Genomic DNA, 23719 nt, shown 5'->3' on the forward strand with positions numbered 1-23719 from the left:
AGAACAGTCAGAACTTGCCTGAGCATATTCCACGGCAGGTATCCCCGTGGCTGTCAGGCCACACTGGGTCTGAAATACCATTTCGAGGATAGTGCGATGCAGCGCAAGACGTTATCCAGTGGGCGCCAGGTTGAGCTTCCTATTGACGCCAATATATTGTCGACAACCAATACGCAAAGTTGCATCAACTACGTCAATTCAGATTTCGTTTCCATCAGCGGTTTTTCCGAAGGCGAGTTAATAGGCCAATTGCATAATATTGTTCGTCACCCGGATATGCCGGCGAAAGCGTTTGAACATATGTGGGCCACATTGAAGGCTGGCCGTTCGTGGATGGGCCTGGTTAAAAACCGCTGCAAGAACGGTGATTATTATTGGGTCAGTGCATATGTCACGCCCATCAGCCAGAACGGCGATATTGTTGAATATCAGTCAGTGCGCACCCGGCCCCGGCCTGAACAACTTGCAGCCGCCGAAGCACTCTATGAGCGCATCAAAAACGGAAGTAAATCGCCGCGCAGTCTTGGCTTGCGCAGCAAATCCGCGATCTCGGTCGCGGCAGTCATGGCTCTCGGCGTAGGCGGCTGCGCCGGTCTTCTAAGCCTGCCCGTTACGGATGACATGCTGCTCGCCGGGGCCAGTGCCGTACTGAGCGGCGCCGCGGTGTGGTGGCTGCTGGCACCGTTGCGTGAGTTGGTCGAACGGGCTCGGCAGATTGCCGATAACCCGCTGAGTCAGGTGCTGTACACCGGGCGCAGTGACGAACTCGGGCAAATCGACTTTGCCTTGCGCATGGTGCAGGCCGAGACCGGTGCGGTCATTGGCCGGATCGCCGATGCGTCAGGCCGTCTGGATCGCCATACCCAGAGCCTGTTGGGCGAGATCGATGCCAGCAACACGCTCAGCGTGCAGCAGCAGGTGGCCACGGATCAGATCGCCCTGTCGGTCAATGAAGTCGTCTCCAGCATCCAGGACGTCGCGCGCAACGCCCGGAACGCCGCCGATGCCGCGCGGCTTGCCGGTGATGAGACCCTGGCCGGCCAGGACTTGGTGGCCCTGACCAGCGAGTCGATCAGCGAGCTGGAGCGCAAGATCCAGCAGGCCGTTCAGGTCGTGCATGAGCTGGAGGGGCGTAGCAGCGAAATCTCCAAGGTGCTGGACGTCATTGGCAGTATTGCCGAGCAGACCAACCTGCTGGCGCTCAATGCAGCCATTGAAGCGGCGCGTGCCGGTGAGCAGGGCCGCGGCTTCGCGGTGGTGGCCGATGAAGTGCGCAGCCTGGCCGCGCGCACCCAGCAGTCGACCATGGATATCCACCACATGATCGCCGGGCTGCAGCAGGGCGCGTTGTCGGCGGTCAGCGTGATGGATGAGAGTCGTGAACAGGCTCAGTCATCGGTCGAGCATGCCCGGCAGGCCGCAACGGCGTTGGTCGGTATTGGTCAGCGGGTCACCGATATCGCGCAAATGAATACGCAGATTGCTGCGGCGGTGGAGCAGCAGGGGGTCGTCAGTGAGGACATCAACTGCACTATCGCCAGCATTCGCGACGCGGCGCAGCGCAATGTGCTGACGGGCGAAAACAATCGCAAGAGTGCCAGCGAAGTCATGCAACTGACCGGCAGATTGTATGGCCTGGTGCAGCAATTCAAGGCAAAACGCCAGTAACGATATCATCGACGGCATTTGTTTCGGGTACACTCGATGAATGCCGAATAAATACCTCGCACAGAAGCCTCTGCCGCGCATTTTTAATAGCGTGATCACACGGCTATTGTGCGTTGCGCTGGGCATTGTAATTCTCGGTTCCTTTTTGCGTTATTACGTCTTGAGTGATTTTTTGCGACAGGACCTGGGGTCCGTTGCCGAACAACAGCAATTGGCCCTGGCGACTTATGTTGCGCGGGATATCGACGGCAAAATCATCAGCCGTCAGGTATTACTGGATCGTATTGCCGCTTCCCTGCCGCTTAATCTGCTGAGCCAGCCCGAAGCCCTGCGGGCCTGGCTCAAGGAGCGCTTTGTTTATCAGACCCTGTTTTCTTCGGGGCTCTATGTCATCGGCCTGGATGGCAAGAACCTCGCGGACTATCCGATCTATCCCGAGCGCGAGCGTACCGATTTTTCCCAGCGCGACTACTTCAAAATTGCCTCGAGCGGCTCCAGCTATATTGGTCGGCCACGAGTCGGCACTTACGCCAAAGTGCCGATTCTGCCCATCTCCGTGCCGATCAAAAACGCCAACGGCGATGTCATGGCGGTACTGGTGGGCAGTACGATTCTATCCGGGCATGGCTTTCTTGATTCCCTGCTGCAAAGCCGTGGCGACAATGTCGCGACAGGATTCATGCTGGTTTCACCGAGAGATCAGTTGTTCGTCGCCTCGTCGCAGACTCAGTCGATGCTCTCACCCCTGACCATGCCGGGCGCCGACCCGATGCTCGATCAGGCCATGAAAGGTTTTCGGGGCACGGGGATTGCCCTGGATGACCGGGGCGTCGAGCAGGTTTCAGCCATGGTCTCGGTGCCTAGCGCAGGCTGGCTGGTGGTGTCACGCATGCCGACCAGCATTGCCTTTGCCACCATCGGCCGGCTGCAACATTTCCTGATCAAGAACGCCACTATCGCGACCTTTTTCTTCATGCTACTTGCCTGCGCGGCTTTGTATTTCGTCCTTGGCCACCTGTTCCGCGCCGCTGAATGCGCCGATCGCATGAGCCGGGGCGAGATACCTCTGGAGCCGTTGCCGATTCATCGCGAAGACGAAGTCGGTCACCTGATCTCGGCGTTCAATCGCTTGCTGCTCAAGCTGGACGAGAATCAGGACGAACTCAAGCGCCTGGCCCACACCGATACCCTGACCGGCCTGCCCAACCGCGTGCACCTCTCCGAGCGCCTGCCTTACTTGCTGGCACAGGCGCGCGAGAATGGCAGCCAGGTCGGCCTGCTGTTCATGGATCTGGATGGTTTCAAGGACATCAACGACAGCATGGGCCACGAAGCCGGTGATGAGGTGCTGCGCGAAGTGGCGGCCCGTTTCAACGATGCCGTGCGCGAGGCGGACACCCTGGCACGGATTGGCGGCGACGAGTTCATCCTGCTGCTCAGTGGCCTTGGAAGCAACGCCGAACTGGTGGCAGGCACCGTTGCCGCACGCTGCATTGCGTCACTGGAGCAGCCGTTTTGCCTGTTCAACAAGCACTGCCGGCTCGGCGTATCCATCGGCATCGCCATCAGTGACGGCGCCAATACCTCGGACGAATTGCTGCTGGCGGCTGACCGGGTGATGTACCAGGCCAAGAAAATGGGGCGCGGGCGGTATGTAACCCATACTCTGGAGATGGGCTGACTGGGACATTGTATGTTCGAGGGCAATGTCTAAGCCGCAGAAGCCAGGCCGATTTTACCGGCCTCTTCGCGGGCAAGCCCGGCTCCCACAGGGTTCAGCGGCGAGCACAAAACCAGTGGGAGCAGGCTTGCCTGCGAAGGGGCCGATACATCCAGCACCTCTTCACTGCAATAGGTCTCATCCCGTTGGAGCGAGGCTTGCCCGCGAACCAGGCGCTGCGGTATTTCCGGAAAACCGCGTCAAACCCTTCGCGGGCAAGCCTCGCTCCAACGCCGATTTTCTATCGGTCGCGCATCAATGCAACTTCATCCGCGGCTCAGTCCCTCGGCCAATCCGGCTGCCGAGCATCAGCATCAAGGTGCGGAACATCCCGTACAGCGCCACCTGGTGCATGCGGTACAGCGAGATATAGAACATCCGCGCCAGCCAGCCCTCGAGCATCACGCTGCCCATCAGGCTCCCCATCAGATTGCCCACCGCCGAGAAACTCGACAGGGAAATCAGCGAGCCGTAATCCTGATATGTGTATTCCGGCAATACCTGGCCTTCGATGCGTGCCTTCAGGGATTTCACCAGCATTGACGCCTGCTGATGCGCCGCCTGGGCGCGCGGCGGGACGTTGCGGTCGGTGCCTTTCTGCGGGCAGGCCGCGCAGTCGCCGAAAGCGAAGATATTGTCGTCGCGGGTGGTTTGCAGGGTAGGGCGCACTTGCAGTTGATTGATGCGGTTGCTTTCCAGACCGTCCAGTTCGTGCAGGAAACCCGGCGCGCGAATCCCCGCCGCCCAGACCTTGAGGGTCGCCGGAATAAACTGCCCGTTCGCCGTGTGCAGGCCTTCAGCGGTGACTTCACTGACCGCCGAATTGGTCAGCACGGTAACGCCAAGTTTCTCCAGCGTCTTGTGCACCGGCCCGCCAATACGCTCCGGCAAGGCGGGCAGGACCCGTGGCCCGGCCTCGATCACCGTGATGCGCAGGTTTTCCGGCTTGATCCGGCCCAGGCCATAGGCGGCCAGTTCATGGGCGGCGTTGTGCAGCTCGGCGGCCAGTTCGACCCCGGTCGCCCCGGCGCCGACGATGGCCACGTTGATTTGCGTCGGGCTCTCGTCCTGCCCGGCGTGGGCACGCAGATAGTGATTGAGCAACTGCTGATGGAAGCGCTCGGCCTGCTTGCGCGTATCAAGGAACAGGCAATGCTCTGCTGCGCCTTGGGTGCCGAAATCATTGGTGGTACTGCCTACGGCTATCACCAGCGAGTCGTAATCCAGGCTGCGCGCCGGAACCAGCTCGGCACCGTTCTCGTCGGCGGTGGCGGCCAGGTGGATCTGTTTAGTCTCGCGGTTCAGGCCGGTCATGCGCCCGAGCTGGAACTGGAAATGATTCCACTTGGCCTGGGCCACGTAGTTCAGCTCGTCCTCATAGGAGTTCAGCGAGCCGGCGGCCACTTCATGCAGCAACGGCTTCCAGATATGGGTGAGGTTGGCGTCGACCAGTGTGACACTGGCCGTGCCGCGTTTGCCCAGGGTCTTGCCCAGACGGGTAGCCAGCTCCAGACCGCCGGCGCCTCCGCCAACGATCACGATGCGATGAGTCATAGGGATATCTCATAAGGTTTAAGGAGTTCGGGGGCAGCGGCAGGGCCGGGGGCGCGAGCGCGAAGCAGCTCATAGCGCCACCCAGGCCAGCAGGCGGCTCAGCAGACCCAGGCCGACCACGACCGCGACCACCAGCACAAGGAGTAGCCATGGCCGAAAAGGCCGGCGCTCGACTCGATGCTGGGGCGCTTGCAGATACTGTTCGACCCGTTGCTGGTCGTCAGGGTTCAGGCGGCTGGACATGTCGGCCTCTGGGAATACTGCATGACGCAGTAAAATCCGTAGGAATGATTGCCATTTGTAACATTGACGGGGCAATTACGCCATCGACATGCGCGGCCTACAGGCTGATGCCCACGTCGAAAATCACGCTGCGCCCCAGATTTGTCCGCAGAAAATCCGGCGCCTCGGGATGAGCGAACAGCACCCGGGCAAAGGTCGGACCGACCAGAGACAGCGAGCGCCAGCCCTGACGCAGGTATTCGGTCGGCGGCGGGAAGTGGCTGTTGAGGTCGAGCACTTCGCGCTTGAGGCTGACAAAGGCGATCAGATCCAGCTTGCTCAGGTCCAGGCCGCGCTCGCGGTAGTTGCCGGCTTTCTTGCGCAGGGTCGGGCCCAGGCGTTCCAGCAGATCGGCGGCGGGGATGCGCTTGGGCTTGGCCTGGCGGCGCACCAGTTCACTGAGGGAATCAGCACTGCGCCGCCGTTCCAGTTCTTCGCGCCATTCATCGTTGAGGCGACGGCCCTCATCGAGCACAAAAAACACCTCGAAACAGGCGTTGCGAAACAGCACATCGGGCGGTTCTTGACCGGCGGCAGTGAAGTCTTCGTCGCGATGGCGGATATTCAGACCCTGGAGCAGCCGCTCGCACACCCATCGTTCGCGCTCCCACTTGCGCGCGTTGGACAGGAACGAGTTGGCTTGTTCGGCCTGAATCGTAAGCAGGCGCAGAAAGTCTGAGTCATCCATGGCCCAAGCTTAACGTTGTAATCACTACAACTGAAAGTACGAAAGCCTGCGCTGTAGACTATTGAGCGAAATTTCACCGATGAAGCGATTGAGGACCCTGTCTTGAAACTCTGGCCGTTACTGTTGCTGATCCTCGTGCCGTACGCCGCCCAAGCCCTGGAAGTCGGCGAGCGCCTGGCGCCGTGGACCCTGCTCGATCAATTCGACAAACCCTATACCTTCAACGAACAGACCCAGATCCTGCTGGTGGCGCGCAGCATGGACGCGGCCAAACTGGTCAACGGCGCCCTGCAAGACAAGCCCGAGGGCTTCCTGGAAGCGCGCAAGACGGTGTTTGTCGCCGATATCCACAAGATGCCCGCGCTGATCAGCAAAATGTTCGCCGTGCCGGGCATGCGCGCCTATTCCTACCGGATCATGCTCGACCGCGACGCCCGGGTAGTACCGCGCTATGAGGGCGATATCGACAAAGTGCTGTGGTTGCAGGTGCAGAACGGGCGGTTGGTCAAACAACAGCAATTCAGCAGTAGCGATGAGTTGCGCGCCGCCCTCGAACGGCCATGATCGGCAGCGAGGTCCTGACCACGCCGACTCTGCTGGTTGGCTGGCTGCTCTACGCGCCGCTCTTATGCTGGGCGCTCTGGCGCTCGCCCTGGGTTGAACTGTTTACCGACAGCCGCCGCCAGCACTTGCTGTTCGCCACCATCTTTGGCCTTTTTTTGCTGTGGCTGATGCGCCGGGATTTTGAGACTGGCGTGTCCTATCACTTCCTCGGCATGACCGCCGTGACCCTGCTGCTGGACTGGCCCCTGGCCCTGCTCGGCGGCTGCGTGGCGCAACTGGGCCTGGCGTTGCTCGGGCGACAGGACTGGGCTGCCCTGGGCGTCAACGGCCTGCTGTTCGTGGCCTTGCCGGTGCTGGTCACGGAAATCTGCGCGATCTGCGTCGAGCGGGCGCAGCCCAAAAGCCCCTTCGTCTACATCTTCTGCTCTGGATTCTTCGCCGCAGCGCTGTCGGCCTTGCTCTGCCTGCTGTTGGCGCTGGGGCTGTTGTGGTTCGAGGGATTGTTCGCGATGCCGGAATGGCTGGAGGACTTCATCGGCTACCTGTGGTTGATCATTTTCCCCGAGGCCTTTATCAACGGCATGATCATCAGCGCCCTGGTGGTCTTTGCCCCCGAGTGGCTGGAGACCTTCAACCGCACGCGCTACCTGTCGGCGCCGTGGAAGGAGGGTGAGTGATATTTGGGGGGCTGACTCTACGAAAGTGCCACCAAGGCATATGACAACCCGTTGGAGCGAGGCTTGCCCGCGAATCAGACACCTTGGTATTTGAGGGAAACCGCGTCAACCCTTCGCGGGCAAGCCTCGCTCCACCGAGCGCCGGTCAGCCCTTGAATCAATGCTCTCGCGGCGGTAAATCCCCGGAAAACAATTCATCCTCAGCATCCGGGCTGCCCGCAATGGCATGTTCTTCGGACGCCCAGGCCCCCAGATCGATCAGCTTGCAGCGATCGGAGCAGAACGGCCGCGCGGTGCTTGCCGCGCTCCATTCAACAGGGGCGCCGCAGGTCGGGCATTGCACGGTTGTCGGGCTCATGATTGGCCTCCACGTAAAGTCAGATAAAAGTGATGCAGCCGCTCGACTTCCTGTTGCAGCCAAGCCTGATCGCGGTCGTTGACCAATACATCGTCGGCATGACGCAAACGCTCTTCGCGATCAGCTTGCGCCTTGAGAATCGCCTGCACCTGTTCGGCACTGGAGCCGTCACGTTGCATGGTGCGCTGGATCTGCAGGGCCTCCGGCACGTCAATCACCAGAATGCGCTGAGTCATACGCGACTGACCCGACTCGACCAGTAGCGGCGATACCAAAATGGCGTAGGGCGATTGCGCACGAGCCAGGTAACTGGCGATTTCCTCACCGATCAACGGATGCAGCAAGGCTTCCAGCCAGCGCCGTTGCTCGGCATCCTGAAAAATCAGCCTACGCAAAGCGCCGCGATTCAGACTGCCATCGGCCTGCAGCACGCTGTCGCCAAAGTGCTCGACAATCCGCGCCAGCGCCGGACGCCCCGGTTCCACCACCCAGCGGGCGGCGTTATCGGCGTCCACCAGGTGCACACCGAGGTCGGTAAAGTGCTGGGCGGCCGCGCTTTTGCCACTGCCGATCCCGCCGGTAAGGCCGAGAATCCAGGGTTTGTTAACAGGGTTGGTCATTTGAAACCGGCAAACTGCAAATATGAGTCGGTTATTTGACCACCCCAGAGCAGCGCGATCCAGCCTGCAATGGCCAGATAAGGACCGAAGGGGATCGGCGTGCTGGTCTCGGCATTGCGCAGGCGCAGAATAATCAGGCCCAACACCGCGCCTACCGCCGAAGACACCAGAATGGTCAGCGGCACAATCTGCCAGCCACCCCAGGCGCCAAACAGCGCCAGCAGCTTGAAGTCACCCTGGCCCATGCCTTCCTTGCCGGTGAGCAACTTGAAAATCCAGAACACCGACCACAGGCTCATATACCCCAGCACCGCGCCCCACAAGGCATCGTGCAGATTGGTAAACAGCCCGAAGGTATTGGCGATCAGCCCCAGCCACAGCAACGGCAACACTAACGAGTCCGGCAGCAACTGGTGATCCATATCGATCACACTCATCGCCAGCAGCCCCCAACTCAACACCAACACTGCCCCCGCCTGCCAGCCAAAGCCGAAATGCCAGGCAATGAATGCCGACAACAACCCGCAGGCCAGCTCGATCAGCGGGTAGCGCTTGCTGATCGGCGCCTTGCAACCGGAGCATTTGCCGCCAAGGAACAGGTAGCTGATGACCGGCAGGTTTTCCCAGGCGCGGATCTTGTGAGCGCAATAGGGGCAGCGGGAGTGGGGCAGGAACAGGTTGAAGGTCTCGGTTTTATCCTCGGCGGGCAGGGCGAGCATGTCCCGAGCCTGAGCGCGCCAGTCGCGCTCCATCATCACGGGGAGGCGGTAGATCAGGACGTTGAGGAAACTGCCGATCAGCAGGCCCAGGACCAGCATGGCCAGGGTGAAGGGCAGGGGGAAGTTGGTGAAGAAATCGGAGAGGGGCATGGTCAGACGACGTTTCCGAGTTTGAAGATAGGCAGATACATCGCGATAACCAGGCCGCCGACGATTACGCCGAGGACCGCCATGATCATGGGCTCCATCAGGCTGGTCAGGCTATCGACCATATTGTCGACCTCGCCTTCGTAGTAGGTCGCGACCTTGTCCAGCATCGAGTCCAGGGCGCCAGACTCTTCGCCGATGGCCGTCATCTGGATGGCGAGGCTGGGGAAGACGCCGACTGAGCGCATGGAGAAGTTCAATTGCATGCCTGTGGAAACATCTTGTTTGACGCGGTGTACGGCATTCTTGAAAACGATATTGCCTGTAGCCCCTGCCACCGAGTCCAGAGCCTCAACCAAGGGAACGCCTGCTGCAAAAGTCGTTGCCAAGGTCCGTGCATATCGCGCAACCGATGATTTATAGATCAGCGGCCCGATTACCGGCATCTTCAGCAGATTTCTGTCCAACCAGTCACGGAACGCTTCGGATTGTTTGTAGGCGCGTTTGAACATAAAAAACGCACCGACCATCCCGATAAGAATCATCAGCCAATAGTCCTGAACGATCTGTGACAGACCGACAACCATCAGCGTAAACGCAGGCAACTCAGCACCAAAACCAGCAAAAATACTCTGGAATTGCGGAACCACCTTGAGCAACAGAATCCCGGTTACGATAAATGCCACTACCATGACCGCAATCGGGTAGGTCATGGCTTTCTTGATCTTGGCCTTCAGGGCCTCGGTTTTCTCTTTATAGGTTGCGACTCGATCGAGCAGCGACTCCAAAGCACCGGATTGCTCACCCGCGTCGACCAGGTTGCAGAACAGATCATCGAAATATTCCGGTTTGCTTCTCAGCGCAGAAGCAAAGCTGTTGCCGGCCGCAACGTGCTGCTTGATGTCGTCGACCATCTTGCGCATATTCGGGTTTTCCGCGCCCTCGCCAATGATGTCGAACGACTGCAGCAGCGGGACACCGGCCTTCATCATGGTTGCCATTTGCCGGGCAAAAAATGCGATATCCAAGGGCTTGATTTTTTTGCCCTTGCTAAAGAGGGATACAGGTTTTTTCCGCACTTTCAGCGGATTAATTCCCTGTTTACGCAACTGTGCCTTGATCAGCGGAATATTATGCCCGCTTAGTTCGCCGTTGACTGTTGCGCCTTTACGGTCTTTGCCTTCCCAAGTGTAAACACTGACTTTAACTTCTTTGCTCGCCATTGCTTAATCCTTGGTCACGCGGTTGACTTCTTCAAGACTGGTAACGCCCTGCATTGCTTTGCGCAGGGCCGAGGTGCGCAGATCCGGGAAACCGTCCTTGCGCATTTGTACCGCGATATCCAGGGCATTGCCCTCTTCCATAATCACCCGTTCCAGCGCGGCGGTTTTCTTGACCACTTCGTAAATTCCGATGCGGCCTTTATAACCGCCATTGCATTGATCGCAGCCCACGGGCGCGTAGATTTTGAACTTACCGATTTCCGCTTCCGGGAAACCTTCCTGAATCAGGGTTTCCCGTGGCAGATCCACCTCTTTTTTGCAGTACTGACACAGCTTGCGCGCCAGACGCTGGGCGATAATCAGGTTGATGGCTGTTGCGATGTTAAAAGCCGCCACGCCCATATGATGCAATCGAGTCAGGGTCTCAGCGGCGCTATTGGTATGCAGGGTCGACATCACCATATGCCCGGTCTGGGACGCCTTGATCGCGATCTCTGCGGTTTCCAGGTCGCGAATCTCACCGACCATGATCACGTCAGGATCCTGACGCAAGAATGCGCGCAACGCTTGGGCAAAGTCCATTCCTTGACGCGGATTGACGTTAACCTGATTGATCCCTTCCAGGTTGATCTCCACCGGGTCTTCGGCGGTGGAAATATTGATATCCACGGTATTAAGGATATTCAGCCCGGTATAAAGAGAAACGGTTTTACCCGAGCCAGTAGGGCCAGTGACCAGAATCATGCCCTGGGGCTGCTTGAGCGCGTCGAGATACAGCTGTTTCTGATCCGGCTCGTAGCCCAAGGCATCAATGCCCATTTGCGCGCTGGTAGGGTCGAGGATCCGCATCACGACCTTTTCACCCCACAACGTCGGTAGGGTGTTCATCCGAAAATCGATGGCCTTGTTCTTCGAGATGCGCAGCTTGACCCGGCCGTCCTGAGGTTTACGCCGTTCGGAAATGTCCAGCCCCGCCATAACTTTCAGTCTCGCAGCGATGCGTCCGGCCAGATTGATTGGTGGCTTTGCCACTTCGTGAAGAATGCCGTCGGTACGCAGGCGTACACGAAAGCTTTTTTCATAGGGTTCAAAGTGCAGGTCGGACGAGCCCATACGAATGGCGTCCATCAGCATCTTATTGACGAAGCGAACCACCGGCGCGTCTTCCGCATCGTCCTTGCCGCTGATGGAGGTTTCTTTAATATCGTCCTGGCTGGACTCGAATTCGACCCCGAGGTCGATATCGCCGAGGTCGCCCATGCCGCTGCCGCCATCAAAAAACCGATCGATAGCAATAGTGAGCTTATCGTCTTCCACCAGAATCGCTTCGGTATTCAGCCCGGTGCTGAATTGAACATCGGTAATGGCTTGATGGTTAGCCGGATCGGAAATACCGACAAATAATTTGTTGCCGCGTCGCCATAAAGGTAGGACGTGATGCTGGCGGATAAGCTTCTCGCTGACCAGGCCTTGAGGCTGCGCCTCTTTATCAAGGGTTGCCAAGTCAAGGAAGGGCAGGCCGAATTGCTCCGAAGCCATCTCCGCGAGGGTCAAGCTTTTGACCAGTTTGTTCTGTACCAGGTAACTGACGAAGGAGCTCTTGTTGCGCCGCGCTTGTTGGTAGGCCTGCTGCGCAATTTTTTCGTTGAGAAGCTCGGCCACAACCAGTTGTTTGGCCAAACCCGTAAGGACGACATCAGTCATAAAACCACCAGACACAGACAGTGTGAGGTTTATAGCGCAGTCGGACCTTACTGCCAAATCCTGACGCAGCAAGTGACATAAATTGTCAGTTTGTGCTGGGTGAGGGAATGGTTGGGACGGGAGAATGCAGGCAAAATGCAACCCTTGTCACAAAATCAGGAATTGGCACAGCCTGTGCTTCTGTCGGATCAGGGCAACACCCATTTGACGCCTGGAGAAGCAGTAAATGAAAAACGCATCGAAATCCCTGCAAAAGGGCTTCACGCTTATCGAACTGATGATCGTGGTTGCAATCGTAGGTATCCTGGCAGCAGTGGCATTGCCGGCTTATCAGAACTACATCAAGAAAGCAGCCTATACCGAAGTGCTTGCTGGGATGGCGCCTGTTAAAACGGCTATTTCGATCTGTGCAGCTCAAAACGTTGGGAACGTTGTTACAGGTTGTACTACTGCTTCTGCAATCGGTATCACGCTGCCGACTGCCAACACTACTGGTGCTTTGAAAACTATTACTATTGACGCAACATCTGGCGCCATCACGGCGACGCCGAATGCTTACAAAGGTATTGTGGCAGGAGATACTTGCATTTTGACTCCTACTCCTTCGACTGACAAAATCGTTTGGACATATAGCGATAAGTGCGTCGACAATGGTTACGTTAAACCGTAATTTTGTGTTGGTTGCATGATAAAAAGCCCGAATTAAAAGTCGGGCTTTTTTATTTGGTTTTTGCGTAGGCCTTCGTTATTCCGCCAGTGTATTTCATTGAAGTACTGCTAAAGTTAAAAGTGCGCCGAAATAGCTCAGCCCGGTAGAGCAGCGCACTCGTAACGCGAAGGTCGCAGGTTCGATTCCTGTTTTCGGCACCAGCAACGCAGCACCAAAAGCCCCGGAAGGCACCCAATGCCTCCGGGGCTTTTGCTTTGCGGGTCAAAAAAGCCTCACCCATGACCACTGTCAAAGACCGTGATCAACCTTAATGGCCCAATAACCCGATTCACCCCCACAGCCAAAACTCCACAAACAAACCAGGGAGAACCCCCGTTGCCCTACGAGCTGAATACCATCCGCGATGACCTGCAGGTCACCGCCCAGGATCTGGAGCGGGTCAAGGTCGCGATGGCGGGGCATTTCGAGTATCTGCGGCATACGATCCATCAGCGCGATGCCGATGAGGTGCTGGGGCAGGTGCAGGGGTTGGGGTCGTCCATCAGTGAGTTGCGCCGAGTGGCCGAGAGTCTGGCGACTGCGCCGGATGTGATCCCGTCCATCGCTCAACGCACGCCGCTCTGAGGGAATGGCGACGAACTGCATAAAGGACGATGCAGGGCGGCCGATAGCGATGCCGCCACACTCAAGGAGAGACGCACATGTTCCGCAACACCCAGCTTATGACCACCGCCCTCGAAATCTTTATCAGCCGCAATGAAAACCTGCGCTGGGAATTGGCCAATTTCCATATCCATCCGGGCGGCCTGTTTATCCAGAAGCGTAAGGAAGACCACGCCCACGCCGCATTCGTCCGCGCCGCCGAAGAGCGCCGCACCACGCCCCAGGACTACGCCCTGATGCTGATCGCCCGGTCTCCTGCCGAGCTTGAGCAACTGCGTGAGGAGCGGCGGCAAGAGATGGCGACACTGAGCGCTTAACCCTGACCCACTTCGACGATGGCCATGACTCCCGGGTTTATACCCTGGTAATGCCGTGCGGTCATACCTATAGCCAACAAGCATATATGGAGGGGGCGCTGACCCTTACGCATGATGCAGGCATGCCTTGGCCGGACACGGTCAAATTTGAGAGAACCTGCCGATTCACACAGCCAGACCTGCAGTGGCCGGGCAAGAAGTGAAGTCACGCTGTAAACCCGGGCAGGGTAGGGGCGACTGGCTCCTGCCAAAAACCGTCGACTGCACCTGGGCGCAATATGCAAGCAAGTGCACCTCGCGGCTTATCCTGTCGCCGCTTTCAATTTCAGCCTTGCGCAAATCATAGGTAGCTTGCAGGTTCAGCCAGAATTGCGCAGTAGGGCGCACGAACAAACGCCCGTGAGCTGACAGGGCTCGACGGTAACCAGCAGGCAGGGGGAAGACTATAGGGCTTGGCTGGCAAGCGCTGATGAGGGGAATTCATCAATGGCGAAGCGGGGGGATTATCGAGGGGGCAGGGTGGCAAGCACGAACCTGTAGGAGCTGCCGAAGGCTGCGAAAGCCGAGTATCTGGCAGCCCCATTCGCAGCCTTAGGCAGCTCCTACAGAATCCCATTGCAAATCTTGGGTTGGGATACGCCGGGTTTTGATCAGAGACTCAAACGCATCGACAGATCCACCGCCTTCACGTCCTTGGTCATCGAGCCAATGGAGATGTAATCGACGCCCGTCTCGGCAATCACCCGCAGGGTCTGTTCATTGATGCCGCCGCTGGCTTCCAGCTTGGCGCGGCCGGCGGTGCGGCGCACGGCTTCGCGCATGTCATCCAGGCTCAGTTCGTCGAGCATGATGATGTCGGCGCCGGCGTCGAGGGCTTCCTGCAACTCTTCCAGGCTTTCCACTTCCACTTCAACCGGCTTGCCGGGGGCGATCTTGTGGGCGGCGCTGATCGCCTGGGCGATGCCACCGCAGGCGGCGATATGGTTTTCCTTGATCAGGAAAGCATCAAACAGGCCGATGCGGTGGTTATGGCAGCCGCCGCAGGTTACTGCGTATTTCTGCGCCTGACGCAGGCCCGGCAGGGTTTTGCGGGTATCGAGCAGTTTGACCTGGGTGTCCGCCACCCTATCGGCGAAGTACTGTGCCCGGGTCGCGACGCCCGAGAGCATCTGCAGGAAGTTCAGCGCACTTCGCTCGCCGGTCAGCAGCGAGCGCGCCGGGCCTTCAAGGTGGAACAGCGCCTGATTGGGCGTGACCCGGTCGCCATCGGCCACCTGCCAGTGCACTGCGACTCGTGGGTCCAACTGACGAAACACCGCATCGACCCAGGCGCTGCCAGCGATCACCGCATCGTCGCGGCTGATGATGGTGGCCTTGGCCAGGCGTTCGGCGGGGATGAGCTGGGCGGTGATATCGCCACTGCCGACATCCTCCAGCAGTGCGCGGCGCACGTTGGCTTCGATTTCGGCCGTCAGGGTGGCGAGTCGTACATTCGGCATAGCGGGCTCCACTTTCAAAGTGGGCCGAGTATAAGGCACGTCCTCGCTGTAACCCACCCGTTAGCCATCGCCGACCATCGTTGGAGCGTGGCTTGCCCGCGAACCAGACGGCGCGGTGTTTCTGATACGCCTCGGTGGACCATTCGCGGGCAAGCCTCGCTCCAACGGACATTGTGTTTGCCCAAGATAGATGCTGTTGGTCGGGTTTTCACTGTTGTTTGCGATGGATCGGCTTTTTCACGGTCTACCCCTGAGCAGGCACTGTGCCTGCTATAGAGATTCCCCTACTGGCGAATAGCAATGTTTTGCCAGATAATGCGGCGACTTGTATTTGACGTCATGACTTTGACGTTAATTGTGGGCAGCGGGGATCACTTCACAGACAAGGGCAAGAGGCCCGGTTTGCATAGGGATCGTGGGTGTTTTTACGGACTGGGGGCTTGATGCAGGGCGACGAAAAAGTAGTGCCGTTGAACAAGGTGACTGCCGATATGGCGGCTCAATCTCCCCTTGCCCGCCTGCCGGTGGTGCTGCTGCAGGTGCGCGATAAAGCGGCCCAGCAGCTCAAGGAAGCCTTGCAGGCGTTGTTCGACAATGCCGACGACACCCTTTTCGAAATGGCCGACCGCGCCAAAAGTAACAGTGAACAGAACCTGTTCTTCGAAGCCATGCGCGACTTGCGCCTGAAACGCAAAAGCATCGAGCGCACTTTTCTCGACAAATTCTATGAGGCCGTCCTGCGTCTGGGGCACTACCAGGTCAGCGATCCGCTGCTGACCCCTGCCCCGGTGCCGTTCGACAAACTGGCCCTGGTGGCCAACGATGATCTGGAACGCACTGTGGCCGTCGATGCCATGGTCGCTAGGGTCATGAGCCGCGACAGCATTGCTTTGGGCCAACTGACTACGCGTTTCAATGCCCTGATCCCGCAACCGGTCACCGATCAGACCAACCCCATGGGCCCGGCCCAGCTCTGTGAGTTCTTCCTGCAGGCCGCGCGCAGCCTGGGCATGGAGATCAAGGTCAAGCTGATCATCCTCAAGCTGTTTGAAAAGTACGTGTTGGCCGACGTCGATCACCTGTACAGCGAAGCCAACCGCCTGCTCATCGCCACCGGCATTCTCCCGGAACTCAAGGCTTTGCCATCGCGCCGGGCCAGCGACCGGGCGCCGGAAAAAAAGCGCACTGTCAGCATCGCCGATCCCGAATTGATTCAGGCCGCAGACAAACTCGACAAGAGCGTGCAGGAAGTGTTTTCCGCCCTGCAGGCGCTGGTCTCTGAGCTGCGCGGCAATCTGGCGCCACGTCATGACGCTGGCGCCGAAGCCCGACCGATTTCCAGTAATGACCTGCTGCGCCTGCTGTCGCACTTGCAGCAGTTCGTGCCCCACGCCGATATGCGTGACGACTTCGACCTGCGCAACCAGCTGGAACAGCTGCTGACCCGGGTCAGCGTCAAGAGCGGCAAGTTCCGCGTGGTCGGCGCCGGTGACGAAGACGTGATCAACCTGATCGCCATGCTCTTCGAATTCATTCTCGACGACCGCAACCTGCCTCATTCGCTGCGCGCGCTGATTGGGCGCCTGCAGATTCCGATGCTGAAAGTGGCAGTGCTGGACAAGAGTTTCTTCAGTCGCGGCAGCCATCCGGCCCGGCGCCTGCTCAATGAAATCGCCTCGGCGGCGTTAGGTTGGGGCGGCCGTGATGATTATCAGCGCGATACCTTATATGTGCGGGTCGAGCAGATCGTGCAGCGCCTGCTCAATGATTTTGTCGATGACCCGGCGATCTTTTCCGAGCTGTTGGTGGATTTCCTCGCCTTTACCAGCGACGAACGCCGCCGCAGCGAACTGCTCGAACAGCGCACCCGCGACGCCGAAGAGGGCCGCGCCCGTGCCGAACTGGCCCGCCAGCGCGTGCAGCTTGAACTGAACCAGCGTTTGCTGGGCAAGACCCTGCCGGAAGTGGTGGTGCGCCTGTTGCAGGAAGCCTGGAGCAAGGTGCTGCTGCTTACTTGCCTCAAGCACGGCGAGGAGTCGTCGGAGTGGCAGGCGGGGTTGGCCGCCATGGACGATCTGGTCTGGAGCGTCGAGCTGCATGAGGAACCCGAGGCGCGTCAGCGTCTGCTGGAGCTGGTCCCGGGCCTGCTCAAGGCCTTGCGCGACGGTCTGACCAGCGCGGCGTTCGACCCCTTCGCCACCGGCGAATTCTTCAGCCAGCTGGAAGTGCTGCACGTCCAGGCTTTCCAGCATTTCGCGCGGATTCAGGAAGTCGATGGCGGCGCGCTGACCGCCGAGCAGGACCCGACGCCGGCGATGATGGCCGTGGTCGAGGAAATTGTCCTGATCGCGCCCGGCGAGCAAGTTTTCAACGAGCCGGCCTTGAGCCTGCCCGCCGATGACGAGGGTCTGCTCAAGGTTGACCAGTTGCGGCTCGGCAGTTGGGTCGAGATGCAGGAAGACGAAGATCACAAGCTGCGCTGCAAGCTGGCGGCCATTGTCGAGCCGGGCGGGCGCTACATCTTCGTCAACCGCACCGGCATGAAAGTCATGGAAAAGACCCGCATGGGCCTGGCCGTGGAATTCCGTCGCAGTTCCATCCGCGTCCTCGACGACACCCTGTTGTTCGACCGGGCGCTGGAGTCGGTGATCGGCAGCCTGAGCAAGCGTAAATCCAGCTGATCTCAGCTTATGTAATGGGCTGCGTGTGGGACCGGCTTTAGCCGGGAATGGGTCAGAATTACCCAGGCATTTCTTTCGGCTGTGATGGCCTCTTCCCGGCTAAAGCCGGTCCCACATCAGATCCATAATTGCCCCACATCCCCTCCCATCGCGGGCATACTGACAGCCCTGACCGCCCCTCAAGGAGCCTTCATGCTGCTGGACCGCGCAACAGGCTGGTGCCAAGGCATACAGCATTGCCCATCGGCCAATTTCAATGAACGACCGGACGCCGAAATCTCTCTGCTGGTGATCCACAACATCAGCCTGCCACCCGCCCAGTTCAAGACCGGCAAGGTTCAGGCGCTGTTCCAGAACCGCCTGGACCCCGCCGAGCACCCCTATTTCGCAAGCATTGCCGACCTGCGGGTTTCCGCACATTTTCTGATTGAACGTGATGGCGAGGTGACGCAGTTCGTCTCTTGTCTTGAGCGCGCATGGCACGCCGGTGTGTCGCGCTTCCAAGGGCGGGAAACCTGTAATGATTTTTCCGTGGGTATCGAACTGGAAGGCACCGATGATCAGCCGTTCACCGATATCCAGTATGCGGTGCTGATCGATTTGACCCGACAGTTGCAGGCGGCGTTTCCAGCCATCACGACGCAACGCATTTGTGGGCACAGTGATATTGCTCCGGGGCGCAAAACCGATCCCGGGCCGTTTTTCGAGTGGCCGCGCTTTTTGGCGGCGTTGCAGGACTGAATTTGAGGAACAGGTAATGAGTTTTCTGGTGTTGCTGCTGGCAGTCTGGATCGAAAAATTCTCGGCACTGCGCCAGCGTGTCCAGCGCGACGGCCCTTGGCTGCGGGCCTTGGCGCGGTTGGAGGCGAGCCCGCGTCTGGGCGCGCATCCCTGGCTGGTTTTGCTGCTCACTGTGTTGCTGCCGGTGTCGATTCTGGGCCTGATCCTGTTTGTGCTGGGCTCGGTGGCCTATGGCTGGCTGGTGTTCCCGCTGCACCTGTTGGTGCTGATCTACAGCCTTGGGCGCGGCGACCTGATTGCTGCCTTGGGGCCATTTCGCGATGCCTGTCGGCGCGGTGATGTCGAAGCGGCAGCTTTGGTCGCCGAGCGGGATATGGGCGTGCAGGCCGAGAATGGCGAGCAACTGCTTGCGGGCGTGCAGCGCTACCTGATGTGGCAGGCATTCCAGAGTTTCTTCGTGGTGATCTTCTGGTACTTCCTGCTCGGCCCGGTGGCGGCATTGGCTTATCGCCTGCTGGCGCTCGCGGCGGAGCAAGGCAGCAGCGCGGCCCTGATCGAGCGCGCCGGGCAACTGCGTCATGCCTTTGACTGGGTGCCTGTGCGTCTACTTGCCGCCAGCTTTGCCCTGGTCGGCAATTTCGTTGCGGTCAGCCGGGTGATGCTGCACGAACTGCTCAACTGGAATATCAGCTCGGCGCAACTGATCGCCCATATCGGCTGCGTGGCCAGTGAAGTTCCGGCGCCGGAGTTGGGCGCCGACGGGGTGTCCAGTCTCGACGTGCTGTGGGAGTTGCTGATTCGTGCGGCGATTGTCTGGTACGCCGGGTTTGCCCTGTGGACTCTATTGGTCTGAGCTTCTGTGGGACCGGCTTTAGCCGGGAATAGGCTTTCCCGGCTAAAGCCGGTCCCACATCTGGCCCCCATTGATCTCCTGATCTCTTCTCCCCTCACATTTACTTTTACTTACAAAAAACCTCCCAGGTTTCCGGTATACAGGTTCGGCGCCCGCTAATGGCGTTGAGCTACTGCCGCACCCCCAAAACAATAAAAGAAAAGGGAGAGTTCTTGTGAAGAGCCTTTTGTCTCCGGCTATCGCGCTGATGAACCGCCTCAGCTTTGGTATGAAATTCAGCCTGATCAGCGTGCTGTTTTTCGTGCCCATGCTGGTGACCAATTTCTATCTGGTGCGCGAAGCCTATCGCGAGCTGCTGGTGACCCGTACCGAGCAGCAAAGCCTGGTGTTGTTCGGTGACAGCCTGAGCCTGCGCCGTGACGTCGAGACCCTCAGCCATTTAGCGGCGATCAATCTGGTCCTCGGTCAGTCCAACAAGGTCGCGGAACTGGAAAGCCGCATCAGCAGCCTGGAAAGCACTGTGCTGGGCAAGCTCAACGGCTTGAGCGCAGTGACTCTGGTGCCAGAGCAGGTCAGTGTGTTCAACGCCAAGCGCGATGAGCTGATTGCCGATTTCAAGACCCAACAGGCAGAGTCGGGCTTACAGAACAAGAACGCACAGCTGGAAAAACTGCTGAACAAGACCCTGACCTTCAGCAAGGTGATCGCCAGCCAGGCCGGGCTGAGTCAGGACCCCACCAGTGATATCCGCCAGCTCACCGAACTGCTCACCAGTGTCACGCCATTGGTGACTCAGGCACTCGGTGAAGGTCGGGCCATGGGCTCGTATTCCCTGGGGCAGGGCCAGCTCAATTCTGCGACCAGCAACCATTTCGATGACCTGTTGCAGCGCCTGGAAAAACTCCAGGCCGACTACGCCCTCAAGTTGCAGGACGCCCTGGCCGCCGGCCCCGAGGTGCACAAGAGTCTCGACAGCCTGGCCAGCGCCAGCCTTGCGACCCTCAAGCAAGGCAGCGAGCTGTTCGAAGAGCAGATCATGATCGCCGAAACCCTCGACGCGCCGTGGCAGGGCTTCTACGACAAGACCACCGGGCTGATGGCCCAGACCTACCAACTCAGCGACGCGACTCTGGCGTTTCTCGATCGGCAGCTGCAACAGCGCCTGAGTGAAAACCGTCAGCAAATGATCTTGCTGATCAGCGCCCTGGCGGCGGTGTTTCTGCTGATTTTCTATCTGTATGGCGGTTTCTACGTGTCGACCCGCACCACTCTGCGCCGCCTCGGGTTGATCATGGACAAGGTCGCGGCGGGGGACATGACTGCGACTTTTGTCGCCCATAGCCGTGATGAGTTGGGCGAGCTGGGACGGGTGTTCAACGGCACCGTGGCGAAGATCCATGACCTGATCGAGAAGGTCGGCCAGACCGTGATCGAAGTCGAGCGCCAGTCCGCTCAGGTGGAGTCGGTGTCGTCCTTGAGCAATCAGGCGGTGGCCGGGCAACGCAGCCAGATCGAGCAGGTGGCCACGGCGATGAACCAGATGTCCGCCACCGCCCACGAAGTGGCCCGCAGCGCTGCGGCCGCGGTGCAGAGCGCCCAGAGTGTCAATCAGGAGACCGTCAATGGTCGCGGCCTGGTGCAGTCGCAGCAGGGCAGCATCGCCCGCCTGGCCGGGGAGATTGACCAGTCGGTGCAGGTGATCAACCAACTGGCTACCGACAGCGCCGCCATCAGTCGGGTATTGGAGGTGATCAAGAGCGTGGCCGAGCAGACCAATCTATTGGCCCTCAACGCCGCCATCGAAGCCGCACGCGCCGGGGAGCAGGGCCGCGGTTTTGCCGTGGTCGCCGATGAAGTGCGCACCCTGGCCCAGCGCACACAGCAGTCGACCGAGGAAATCGCCGCAATGATCCTGCGCCTGCAGTCCGGCGTCGGTGCGGCGGTCAAGGCCATGGGTGTCAGCCATGAAATGGCCACCGGCACCGTGGGCCAGTCGGAGCAGGTGCAACAGGCGCTGGAAAATATCCTCGGCGCGGTAGGCCTTATCGTCGATCAGAACCAACAGATCGCCGCTGCCGTAGAGCAACAGACCGCCGTGGCCCACGATATCGATCAGAACATCGTCGAAATCAACCTGGCCGGCGAGCGCACCGCCGACGGCGCCAGCCAGACCGAACACGCCAGCCGCCAGCTATCGGCGCAGGTGGTGGAGTTGCAGCAGTTGATCAGTGCGTTCCGGGTCTGACTGAGTGTGGGACCGGCTTTAGCCGGGAAGGGGTCGGTACATTCGAAGCATCTTCATCGCCTTCAATCCCGCCTTCCCGGCTAAAGCCGGTCCCACAGAACGATGTTGATTTACAGATCCCAACCAAACACCTCACAGGCGTTGCGCGTACTGACTCGCGCCAGTTCCTCGGTCTCGACCCCCAACAATCCCGCCAGCGCCGCGCAGATATCCGGCAGGTGCTCGGGGCTGTTGCGCATGTTGGGGTACATGGCCGGCGCCATGTCCGGCGAGTCGGTTTCCAGAACGATGCTATCCAGTGGCAGTTCGGCGATGACCCGGTGCATGCGCAGCGCCTGAGGCCAGGTCGGGGCGCCGCCCAGGCCGAGCTTGAAGCCCAGACGGATATATTCCCTGGCCTCCTCGCGGCTGCCAGCGAAAGCATGAATGATCCCGCTGCGCTTGAGCTTGTGGCGCTTGAGGGTGGCGATCACTGCCGCATGGCTGCGCCGTACATGGAGCAGGGCGGGCAGGTCGAAGTCGGCGGCCAGGTGCAATTGCGCTTCGAAGATTTCCTGCTGGCGCTGACGATCCAGATGCTCGACAAAGTAATCCAGGCCAATCTCGCCCACGGCACACAGCTGCGCATGGCCCTTGAGGCGGGACAGCCAATCACCCAGCTCGGTCAGGTGCTCGGGGCGGTGTTGTTCAAGGTAGATCGGGTGCAAGCCAAAGGCCGCCTGCAACGTTGGGTCTGCTTCAGTCAAATCCCACAACCGCTGCCAATTTGGCTGATAGACACCCAGTACCACCAGGCGCTGCACGCCCAAGCGTTTGCAGTTGGCCATGATCGCCGCGCGGTCCCCTTCGAAGTCCGGGAAGTCGAGGTGGGTATGGGTGTCGATCAGTTGCATGTCAGGCCTCGTGAATACGCTGCTTGAAGGTCCGCACGATGGCCTGCACGCCCGGCTCGTATTGGTCCTGTTCGATGGCGGCCAGGGCCAGGGCCAGGGCTTTTTCGGCGATCAACTGATGCTGCTGGGCCATGGCGTTGACCGGCAGCGGCAGGAAGTCCAGCAACTGGGTGTCGCCGAAAGTGCCCAGATGCAGTTGCGCCGGGTTCAGCGACTGCTCCTGTAACACATCGAAAACGCCCTGCAACAGTACGTAGGACGTAGTAATCAAGGCATCAGGCAAATGGCCGAGGCTCTGTAAGATTTCATTCATCAAGCGCTGCCCACCGGCGCGGCTGAAGGACTCGCCATGCACCTGGGTCACGCCGCCACTAAAGCCGTCCAAGGCATCGGTAAAGCCACCGGCCCGCGCCCGGCTGACGCTCAGCTCCGGCCGCGCGCCGATCAAGGCGATATGTCCGGGTCGGGTTTTCAGCAGGCTGCGGGTCAGTTGCAGGCTGGCGTCATGGTCGTCGCTGACTACCGAGCAGAAGTGCTTGGCGTCCATCTCGCGGTCGATGGCAATGATCGGCAGGCCCTTGCTCTGCAAATCCCGATAGCTGTCGTCGCTGGCGGGCAGGCAGCTGGCGACGAACAGTGCGTCGCAACGGCGGGCGCGAAACAGCTGCAAGAGTTGCAGTTCGCTGATGGGGTCGTCGTCGGAACTGGCGATCAGTAATTGATAACCACGGGCGCGGGCGCCTTGTTCCAGCAGCTTGGCGATACGCGCGTAACTGGGGTTTTCCAGGTCCGGCAGGATAAAGCCAAGGGTGCGGGTGTGGCGGCTGCGCAAACCGGCGGCCTGGGGGTTGGGGCGAAAGCCATGCTCGTCGACCACCGCGCGTACCCGCTCGACCGTCGCATTGCTGATGCGTTGCTGCTCGGCCTTGCCGTTGATTACATAGCTGGCCGTGGTCACGGAAACACCGGCCAGACGCGCGATATCACTGAGTTTCAAGCCGACATTCCTCTTGTTATGCCCGGTTTTTCGCGGGCGCCTTATCGTCGTGGGGCGATTTTCACCGATCGTAGCCCTTATGCACAGCAGACCATTGGCGACGAGCAACGTGCACAGCATTTTTCCCAACTATCCGACCAGTGCCGGATGCCATCGGCAAAGACAGGCTTCAACCGCATCAAATAATCGAGTAACGTGCCGGGCTGAATTAGATTAAACGATTCAGCTAGCCTTTT

General features: G+C 59.4%; 22 protein-coding genes and 1 tRNA gene. 12 read left to right on the top strand and 11 right to left on the bottom strand.

Translation table 11 applies throughout. The features are described from left to right. The first annotated feature begins 96 nt into the window (after nucleotides 1-96). Nucleotides 97-1668 (top strand): methyl-accepting chemotaxis protein, encoded by a 1572-nt coding sequence (locus AC1Z24_RS04590; RefSeq protein WP_483744716.1) that lies wholly within the window; start codon nucleotides 97-99, stop codon nucleotides 1666-1668. 172 nt (nucleotides 1669-1840) lie between these two features. Next, nucleotides 1841-3349 carry a diguanylate cyclase domain-containing protein gene (locus AC1Z24_RS04595; protein ID WP_483744717.1) on the top strand — a complete coding sequence of 503 codons (1509 nt, stop codon included), beginning with the start codon at nucleotides 1841-1843 and terminating at the stop codon, nucleotides 3347-3349. Between the two features lie 294 nt (nucleotides 3350-3643). On the opposite strand, the gene AC1Z24_RS04600 is transcribed toward AC1Z24_RS04595, so the two are convergent. The 3 genes from AC1Z24_RS04600 to AC1Z24_RS04610 form a co-directional block, all read right to left on the bottom strand. Next, complete coding sequence (locus tag AC1Z24_RS04600; RefSeq protein WP_483744718.1) at nucleotides 3644-4942, bottom strand: NAD(P)/FAD-dependent oxidoreductase; 1299 nt, start codon at nucleotides 4940-4942, stop codon at nucleotides 3644-3646. Nucleotides 4943-5011: 69 nt separating this feature from the next. Further along, nucleotides 5012-5185 carry a DUF3094 family protein gene (locus AC1Z24_RS04605; RefSeq protein WP_483744719.1) on the bottom strand — a complete coding sequence of 58 codons (174 nt, stop codon included), beginning with the start codon at nucleotides 5183-5185 and terminating at the stop codon, nucleotides 5012-5014. 97 nt (nucleotides 5186-5282) lie between these two features. Further along, on the bottom strand, nucleotides 5283-5912 hold the full coding sequence (locus AC1Z24_RS04610; RefSeq protein ID WP_483744720.1) for a DUF1780 domain-containing protein: 630 nt from the start codon (nucleotides 5910-5912) through the stop codon (nucleotides 5283-5285). Nucleotides 5913-6014: 102 nt separating this feature from the next. On the opposite strand from AC1Z24_RS04610, the gene AC1Z24_RS04615 reads away from it, so the two are divergent. Next, nucleotides 6015-6476, top strand: a complete 462-nt coding sequence (locus tag AC1Z24_RS04615; RefSeq protein WP_483744721.1) for a hypothetical protein — start codon at nucleotides 6015-6017, stop codon at nucleotides 6474-6476. Beyond that, on the top strand, nucleotides 6473-7153 hold the full coding sequence (locus AC1Z24_RS04620) for an energy-coupling factor ABC transporter permease (protein ID WP_483744722.1): 681 nt from the start codon (nucleotides 6473-6475) through the stop codon (nucleotides 7151-7153). The genes AC1Z24_RS04615 and AC1Z24_RS04620 overlap by 4 nt, the downstream gene beginning before the upstream one ends. A gap of 157 nt (nucleotides 7154-7310) precedes the next feature. On the opposite strand, the gene yacG is transcribed toward AC1Z24_RS04620, so the two are convergent. The 5 genes from yacG to pilB are packed head-to-tail and all read right to left on the bottom strand — an operon-like array spanning nucleotide 7311 to nucleotide 11924. Then, complete coding sequence (gene yacG, locus AC1Z24_RS04625) at nucleotides 7311-7514, bottom strand: DNA gyrase inhibitor YacG (RefSeq protein ID WP_259099814.1); 204 nt, start codon at nucleotides 7512-7514, stop codon at nucleotides 7311-7313. Next, complete coding sequence (gene coaE, locus AC1Z24_RS04630; RefSeq protein WP_483744723.1) at nucleotides 7508-8131, bottom strand: dephospho-CoA kinase; 624 nt, start codon at nucleotides 8129-8131, stop codon at nucleotides 7508-7510. Before coaE ends, yacG begins: the two co-directional genes overlap by 7 nt. Beyond that, the gene (locus AC1Z24_RS04635) at nucleotides 8128-9000 is read right to left on the bottom strand and encodes a prepilin peptidase (protein ID WP_483744724.1); all 873 of its coding nucleotides are present in this window, start codon (nucleotides 8998-9000) and stop codon (nucleotides 8128-8130) included. Before AC1Z24_RS04635 ends, coaE begins: the two co-directional genes overlap by 4 nt. A gap of 2 nt (nucleotides 9001-9002) precedes the next feature. Then, nucleotides 9003-10220, bottom strand: a complete 1218-nt coding sequence (locus AC1Z24_RS04640; protein ID WP_259098213.1) for a type II secretion system F family protein — start codon at nucleotides 10218-10220, stop codon at nucleotides 9003-9005. Between the two features lie 3 nt (nucleotides 10221-10223). Beyond that, nucleotides 10224-11924 (bottom strand): type IV-A pilus assembly ATPase PilB, encoded by a 1701-nt coding sequence (gene pilB / locus AC1Z24_RS04645; RefSeq protein ID WP_483746522.1) that lies wholly within the window; start codon nucleotides 11922-11924, stop codon nucleotides 10224-10226. 226 nt (nucleotides 11925-12150) lie between these two features. Between pilB and AC1Z24_RS04650 the strand changes: the two genes are divergently transcribed. The 4 genes from AC1Z24_RS04650 (at nucleotide 12151) to AC1Z24_RS04665 (ending at nucleotide 13574) form a co-directional block, all read left to right on the top strand. Then, the gene (locus tag AC1Z24_RS04650) at nucleotides 12151-12594 is read left to right on the top strand and encodes a pilin (RefSeq protein ID WP_483744725.1); all 444 of its coding nucleotides are present in this window, start codon (nucleotides 12151-12153) and stop codon (nucleotides 12592-12594) included. 123 nt (nucleotides 12595-12717) lie between these two features. Further along, a tRNA-Thr gene (locus AC1Z24_RS04655) sits at nucleotides 12718-12794 on the top strand. 175 nt (nucleotides 12795-12969) lie between these two features. Next, a complete protein-coding gene (locus tag AC1Z24_RS04660; RefSeq protein ID WP_483744726.1) occupies nucleotides 12970-13218 on the top strand; it encodes a hypothetical protein in 249 nt (82 codons plus the stop codon). Between the two features lie 77 nt (nucleotides 13219-13295). Further along, entirely contained in the window at nucleotides 13296-13574 is a 279-nt protein-coding gene (locus AC1Z24_RS04665; RefSeq protein WP_483744727.1) for a DUF6388 family protein, read from the top strand. A gap of 650 nt (nucleotides 13575-14224) precedes the next feature. Here AC1Z24_RS04665 and nadC read toward each other — a convergent pair. Continuing rightward, complete coding sequence (gene nadC, locus AC1Z24_RS04670; RefSeq protein ID WP_483744728.1) at nucleotides 14225-15073, bottom strand: carboxylating nicotinate-nucleotide diphosphorylase; 849 nt, start codon at nucleotides 15071-15073, stop codon at nucleotides 14225-14227. A gap of 443 nt (nucleotides 15074-15516) precedes the next feature. Between nadC and AC1Z24_RS04675 the strand changes: the two genes are divergently transcribed. From AC1Z24_RS04675 to AC1Z24_RS04690, 4 genes are all read left to right on the top strand, one after another. After that, entirely contained in the window at nucleotides 15517-17754 is a 2238-nt protein-coding gene (locus tag AC1Z24_RS04675; protein WP_483744729.1) for a DUF1631 domain-containing protein, read from the top strand. A 192-nt stretch (nucleotides 17755-17946) separates the two neighbouring features. Then, a complete protein-coding gene (gene ampD, locus AC1Z24_RS04680; protein WP_483744730.1) occupies nucleotides 17947-18495 on the top strand; it encodes a 1,6-anhydro-N-acetylmuramyl-L-alanine amidase AmpD in 549 nt (182 codons plus the stop codon). Nucleotides 18496-18511: 16 nt separating this feature from the next. After that, nucleotides 18512-19348, top strand: coding sequence for a regulatory signaling modulator protein AmpE (gene ampE, locus AC1Z24_RS04685; protein WP_483744731.1), 837 nt, complete (start codon nucleotides 18512-18514; stop codon nucleotides 19346-19348). 1540 nt (nucleotides 19349-20888) lie between these two features. Beyond that, entirely contained in the window at nucleotides 20889-21593 is a 705-nt protein-coding gene (locus AC1Z24_RS04690; protein WP_483746523.1) for a methyl-accepting chemotaxis protein, read from the top strand. A gap of 110 nt (nucleotides 21594-21703) precedes the next feature. On the opposite strand, the gene AC1Z24_RS04695 is transcribed toward AC1Z24_RS04690, so the two are convergent. Beyond that, the gene (locus AC1Z24_RS04695; protein WP_483744732.1) at nucleotides 21704-22486 is read right to left on the bottom strand and encodes a TatD family hydrolase; all 783 of its coding nucleotides are present in this window, start codon (nucleotides 22484-22486) and stop codon (nucleotides 21704-21706) included. 1 nt (nucleotide 22487) lies between these two features. After that, entirely contained in the window at nucleotides 22488-23483 is a 996-nt protein-coding gene (cra, locus tag AC1Z24_RS04700) for a catabolite repressor/activator (protein ID WP_483744733.1), read from the bottom strand. Nucleotides 23484-23719 lie beyond the last annotated feature (236 nt).

The organism is Pseudomonas sp. JL23 (genome assembly GCF_056933585.1).

What these genes read in the sequence shown, in the direction of transcription:
- AC1Z24_RS04590 (WP_483744716.1), top strand. Translation starts at nt 97, where the DNA reads ATGCAGCGCAAGACGTTATCCAGTGGGCGCCAGGTTGAGCTTCCTATT.
- AC1Z24_RS04600 (WP_483744718.1), bottom strand. Translation starts at nt 4,942, where the DNA reads ATGACTCATCGCATCGTGATCGTTGGCGGAGGCGCCGGCGGTCTGGAG.
- AC1Z24_RS04605 (WP_483744719.1), bottom strand. Translation starts at nt 5,185, where the DNA reads ATGTCCAGCCGCCTGAACCCTGACGACCAGCAACGGGTCGAACAGTAT.
- AC1Z24_RS04610 (WP_483744720.1), bottom strand. Translation starts at nt 5,912, where the DNA reads ATGGATGACTCAGACTTTCTGCGCCTGCTTACGATTCAGGCCGAACAA.
- AC1Z24_RS04620 (WP_483744722.1), top strand. Translation starts at nt 6,473, where the DNA reads ATGATCGGCAGCGAGGTCCTGACCACGCCGACTCTGCTGGTTGGCTGG.
- coaE (WP_483744723.1), bottom strand. Translation starts at nt 8,131, where the DNA reads ATGACCAACCCTGTTAACAAACCCTGGATTCTCGGCCTTACCGGCGGG.
- AC1Z24_RS04635 (WP_483744724.1), bottom strand. Translation starts at nt 9,000, where the DNA reads ATGCCCCTCTCCGATTTCTTCACCAACTTCCCCCTGCCCTTCACCCTG.
- AC1Z24_RS04640 (WP_259098213.1), bottom strand. Translation starts at nt 10,220, where the DNA reads ATGGCGAGCAAAGAAGTTAAAGTCAGTGTTTACACTTGGGAAGGCAAA.
- pilB (WP_483746522.1), bottom strand. Translation starts at nt 11,924, where the DNA reads ATGACTGATGTCGTCCTTACGGGTTTGGCCAAACAACTGGTTGTGGCC.
- AC1Z24_RS04650 (WP_483744725.1), top strand. Translation starts at nt 12,151, where the DNA reads ATGAAAAACGCATCGAAATCCCTGCAAAAGGGCTTCACGCTTATCGAA.
- AC1Z24_RS04665 (WP_483744727.1), top strand. Translation starts at nt 13,296, where the DNA reads ATGTTCCGCAACACCCAGCTTATGACCACCGCCCTCGAAATCTTTATC.
- nadC (WP_483744728.1), bottom strand. Translation starts at nt 15,073, where the DNA reads ATGCCGAATGTACGACTCGCCACCCTGACGGCCGAAATCGAAGCCAAC.
- AC1Z24_RS04675 (WP_483744729.1), top strand. Translation starts at nt 15,517, where the DNA reads ATGCAGGGCGACGAAAAAGTAGTGCCGTTGAACAAGGTGACTGCCGAT.
- ampD (WP_483744730.1), top strand. Translation starts at nt 17,947, where the DNA reads ATGCTGCTGGACCGCGCAACAGGCTGGTGCCAAGGCATACAGCATTGC.
- ampE (WP_483744731.1), top strand. Translation starts at nt 18,512, where the DNA reads ATGAGTTTTCTGGTGTTGCTGCTGGCAGTCTGGATCGAAAAATTCTCG.
- AC1Z24_RS04690 (WP_483746523.1), top strand. Translation starts at nt 20,889, where the DNA reads ATGTCCGCCACCGCCCACGAAGTGGCCCGCAGCGCTGCGGCCGCGGTG.
- AC1Z24_RS04695 (WP_483744732.1), bottom strand. Translation starts at nt 22,486, where the DNA reads ATGCAACTGATCGACACCCATACCCACCTCGACTTCCCGGACTTCGAA.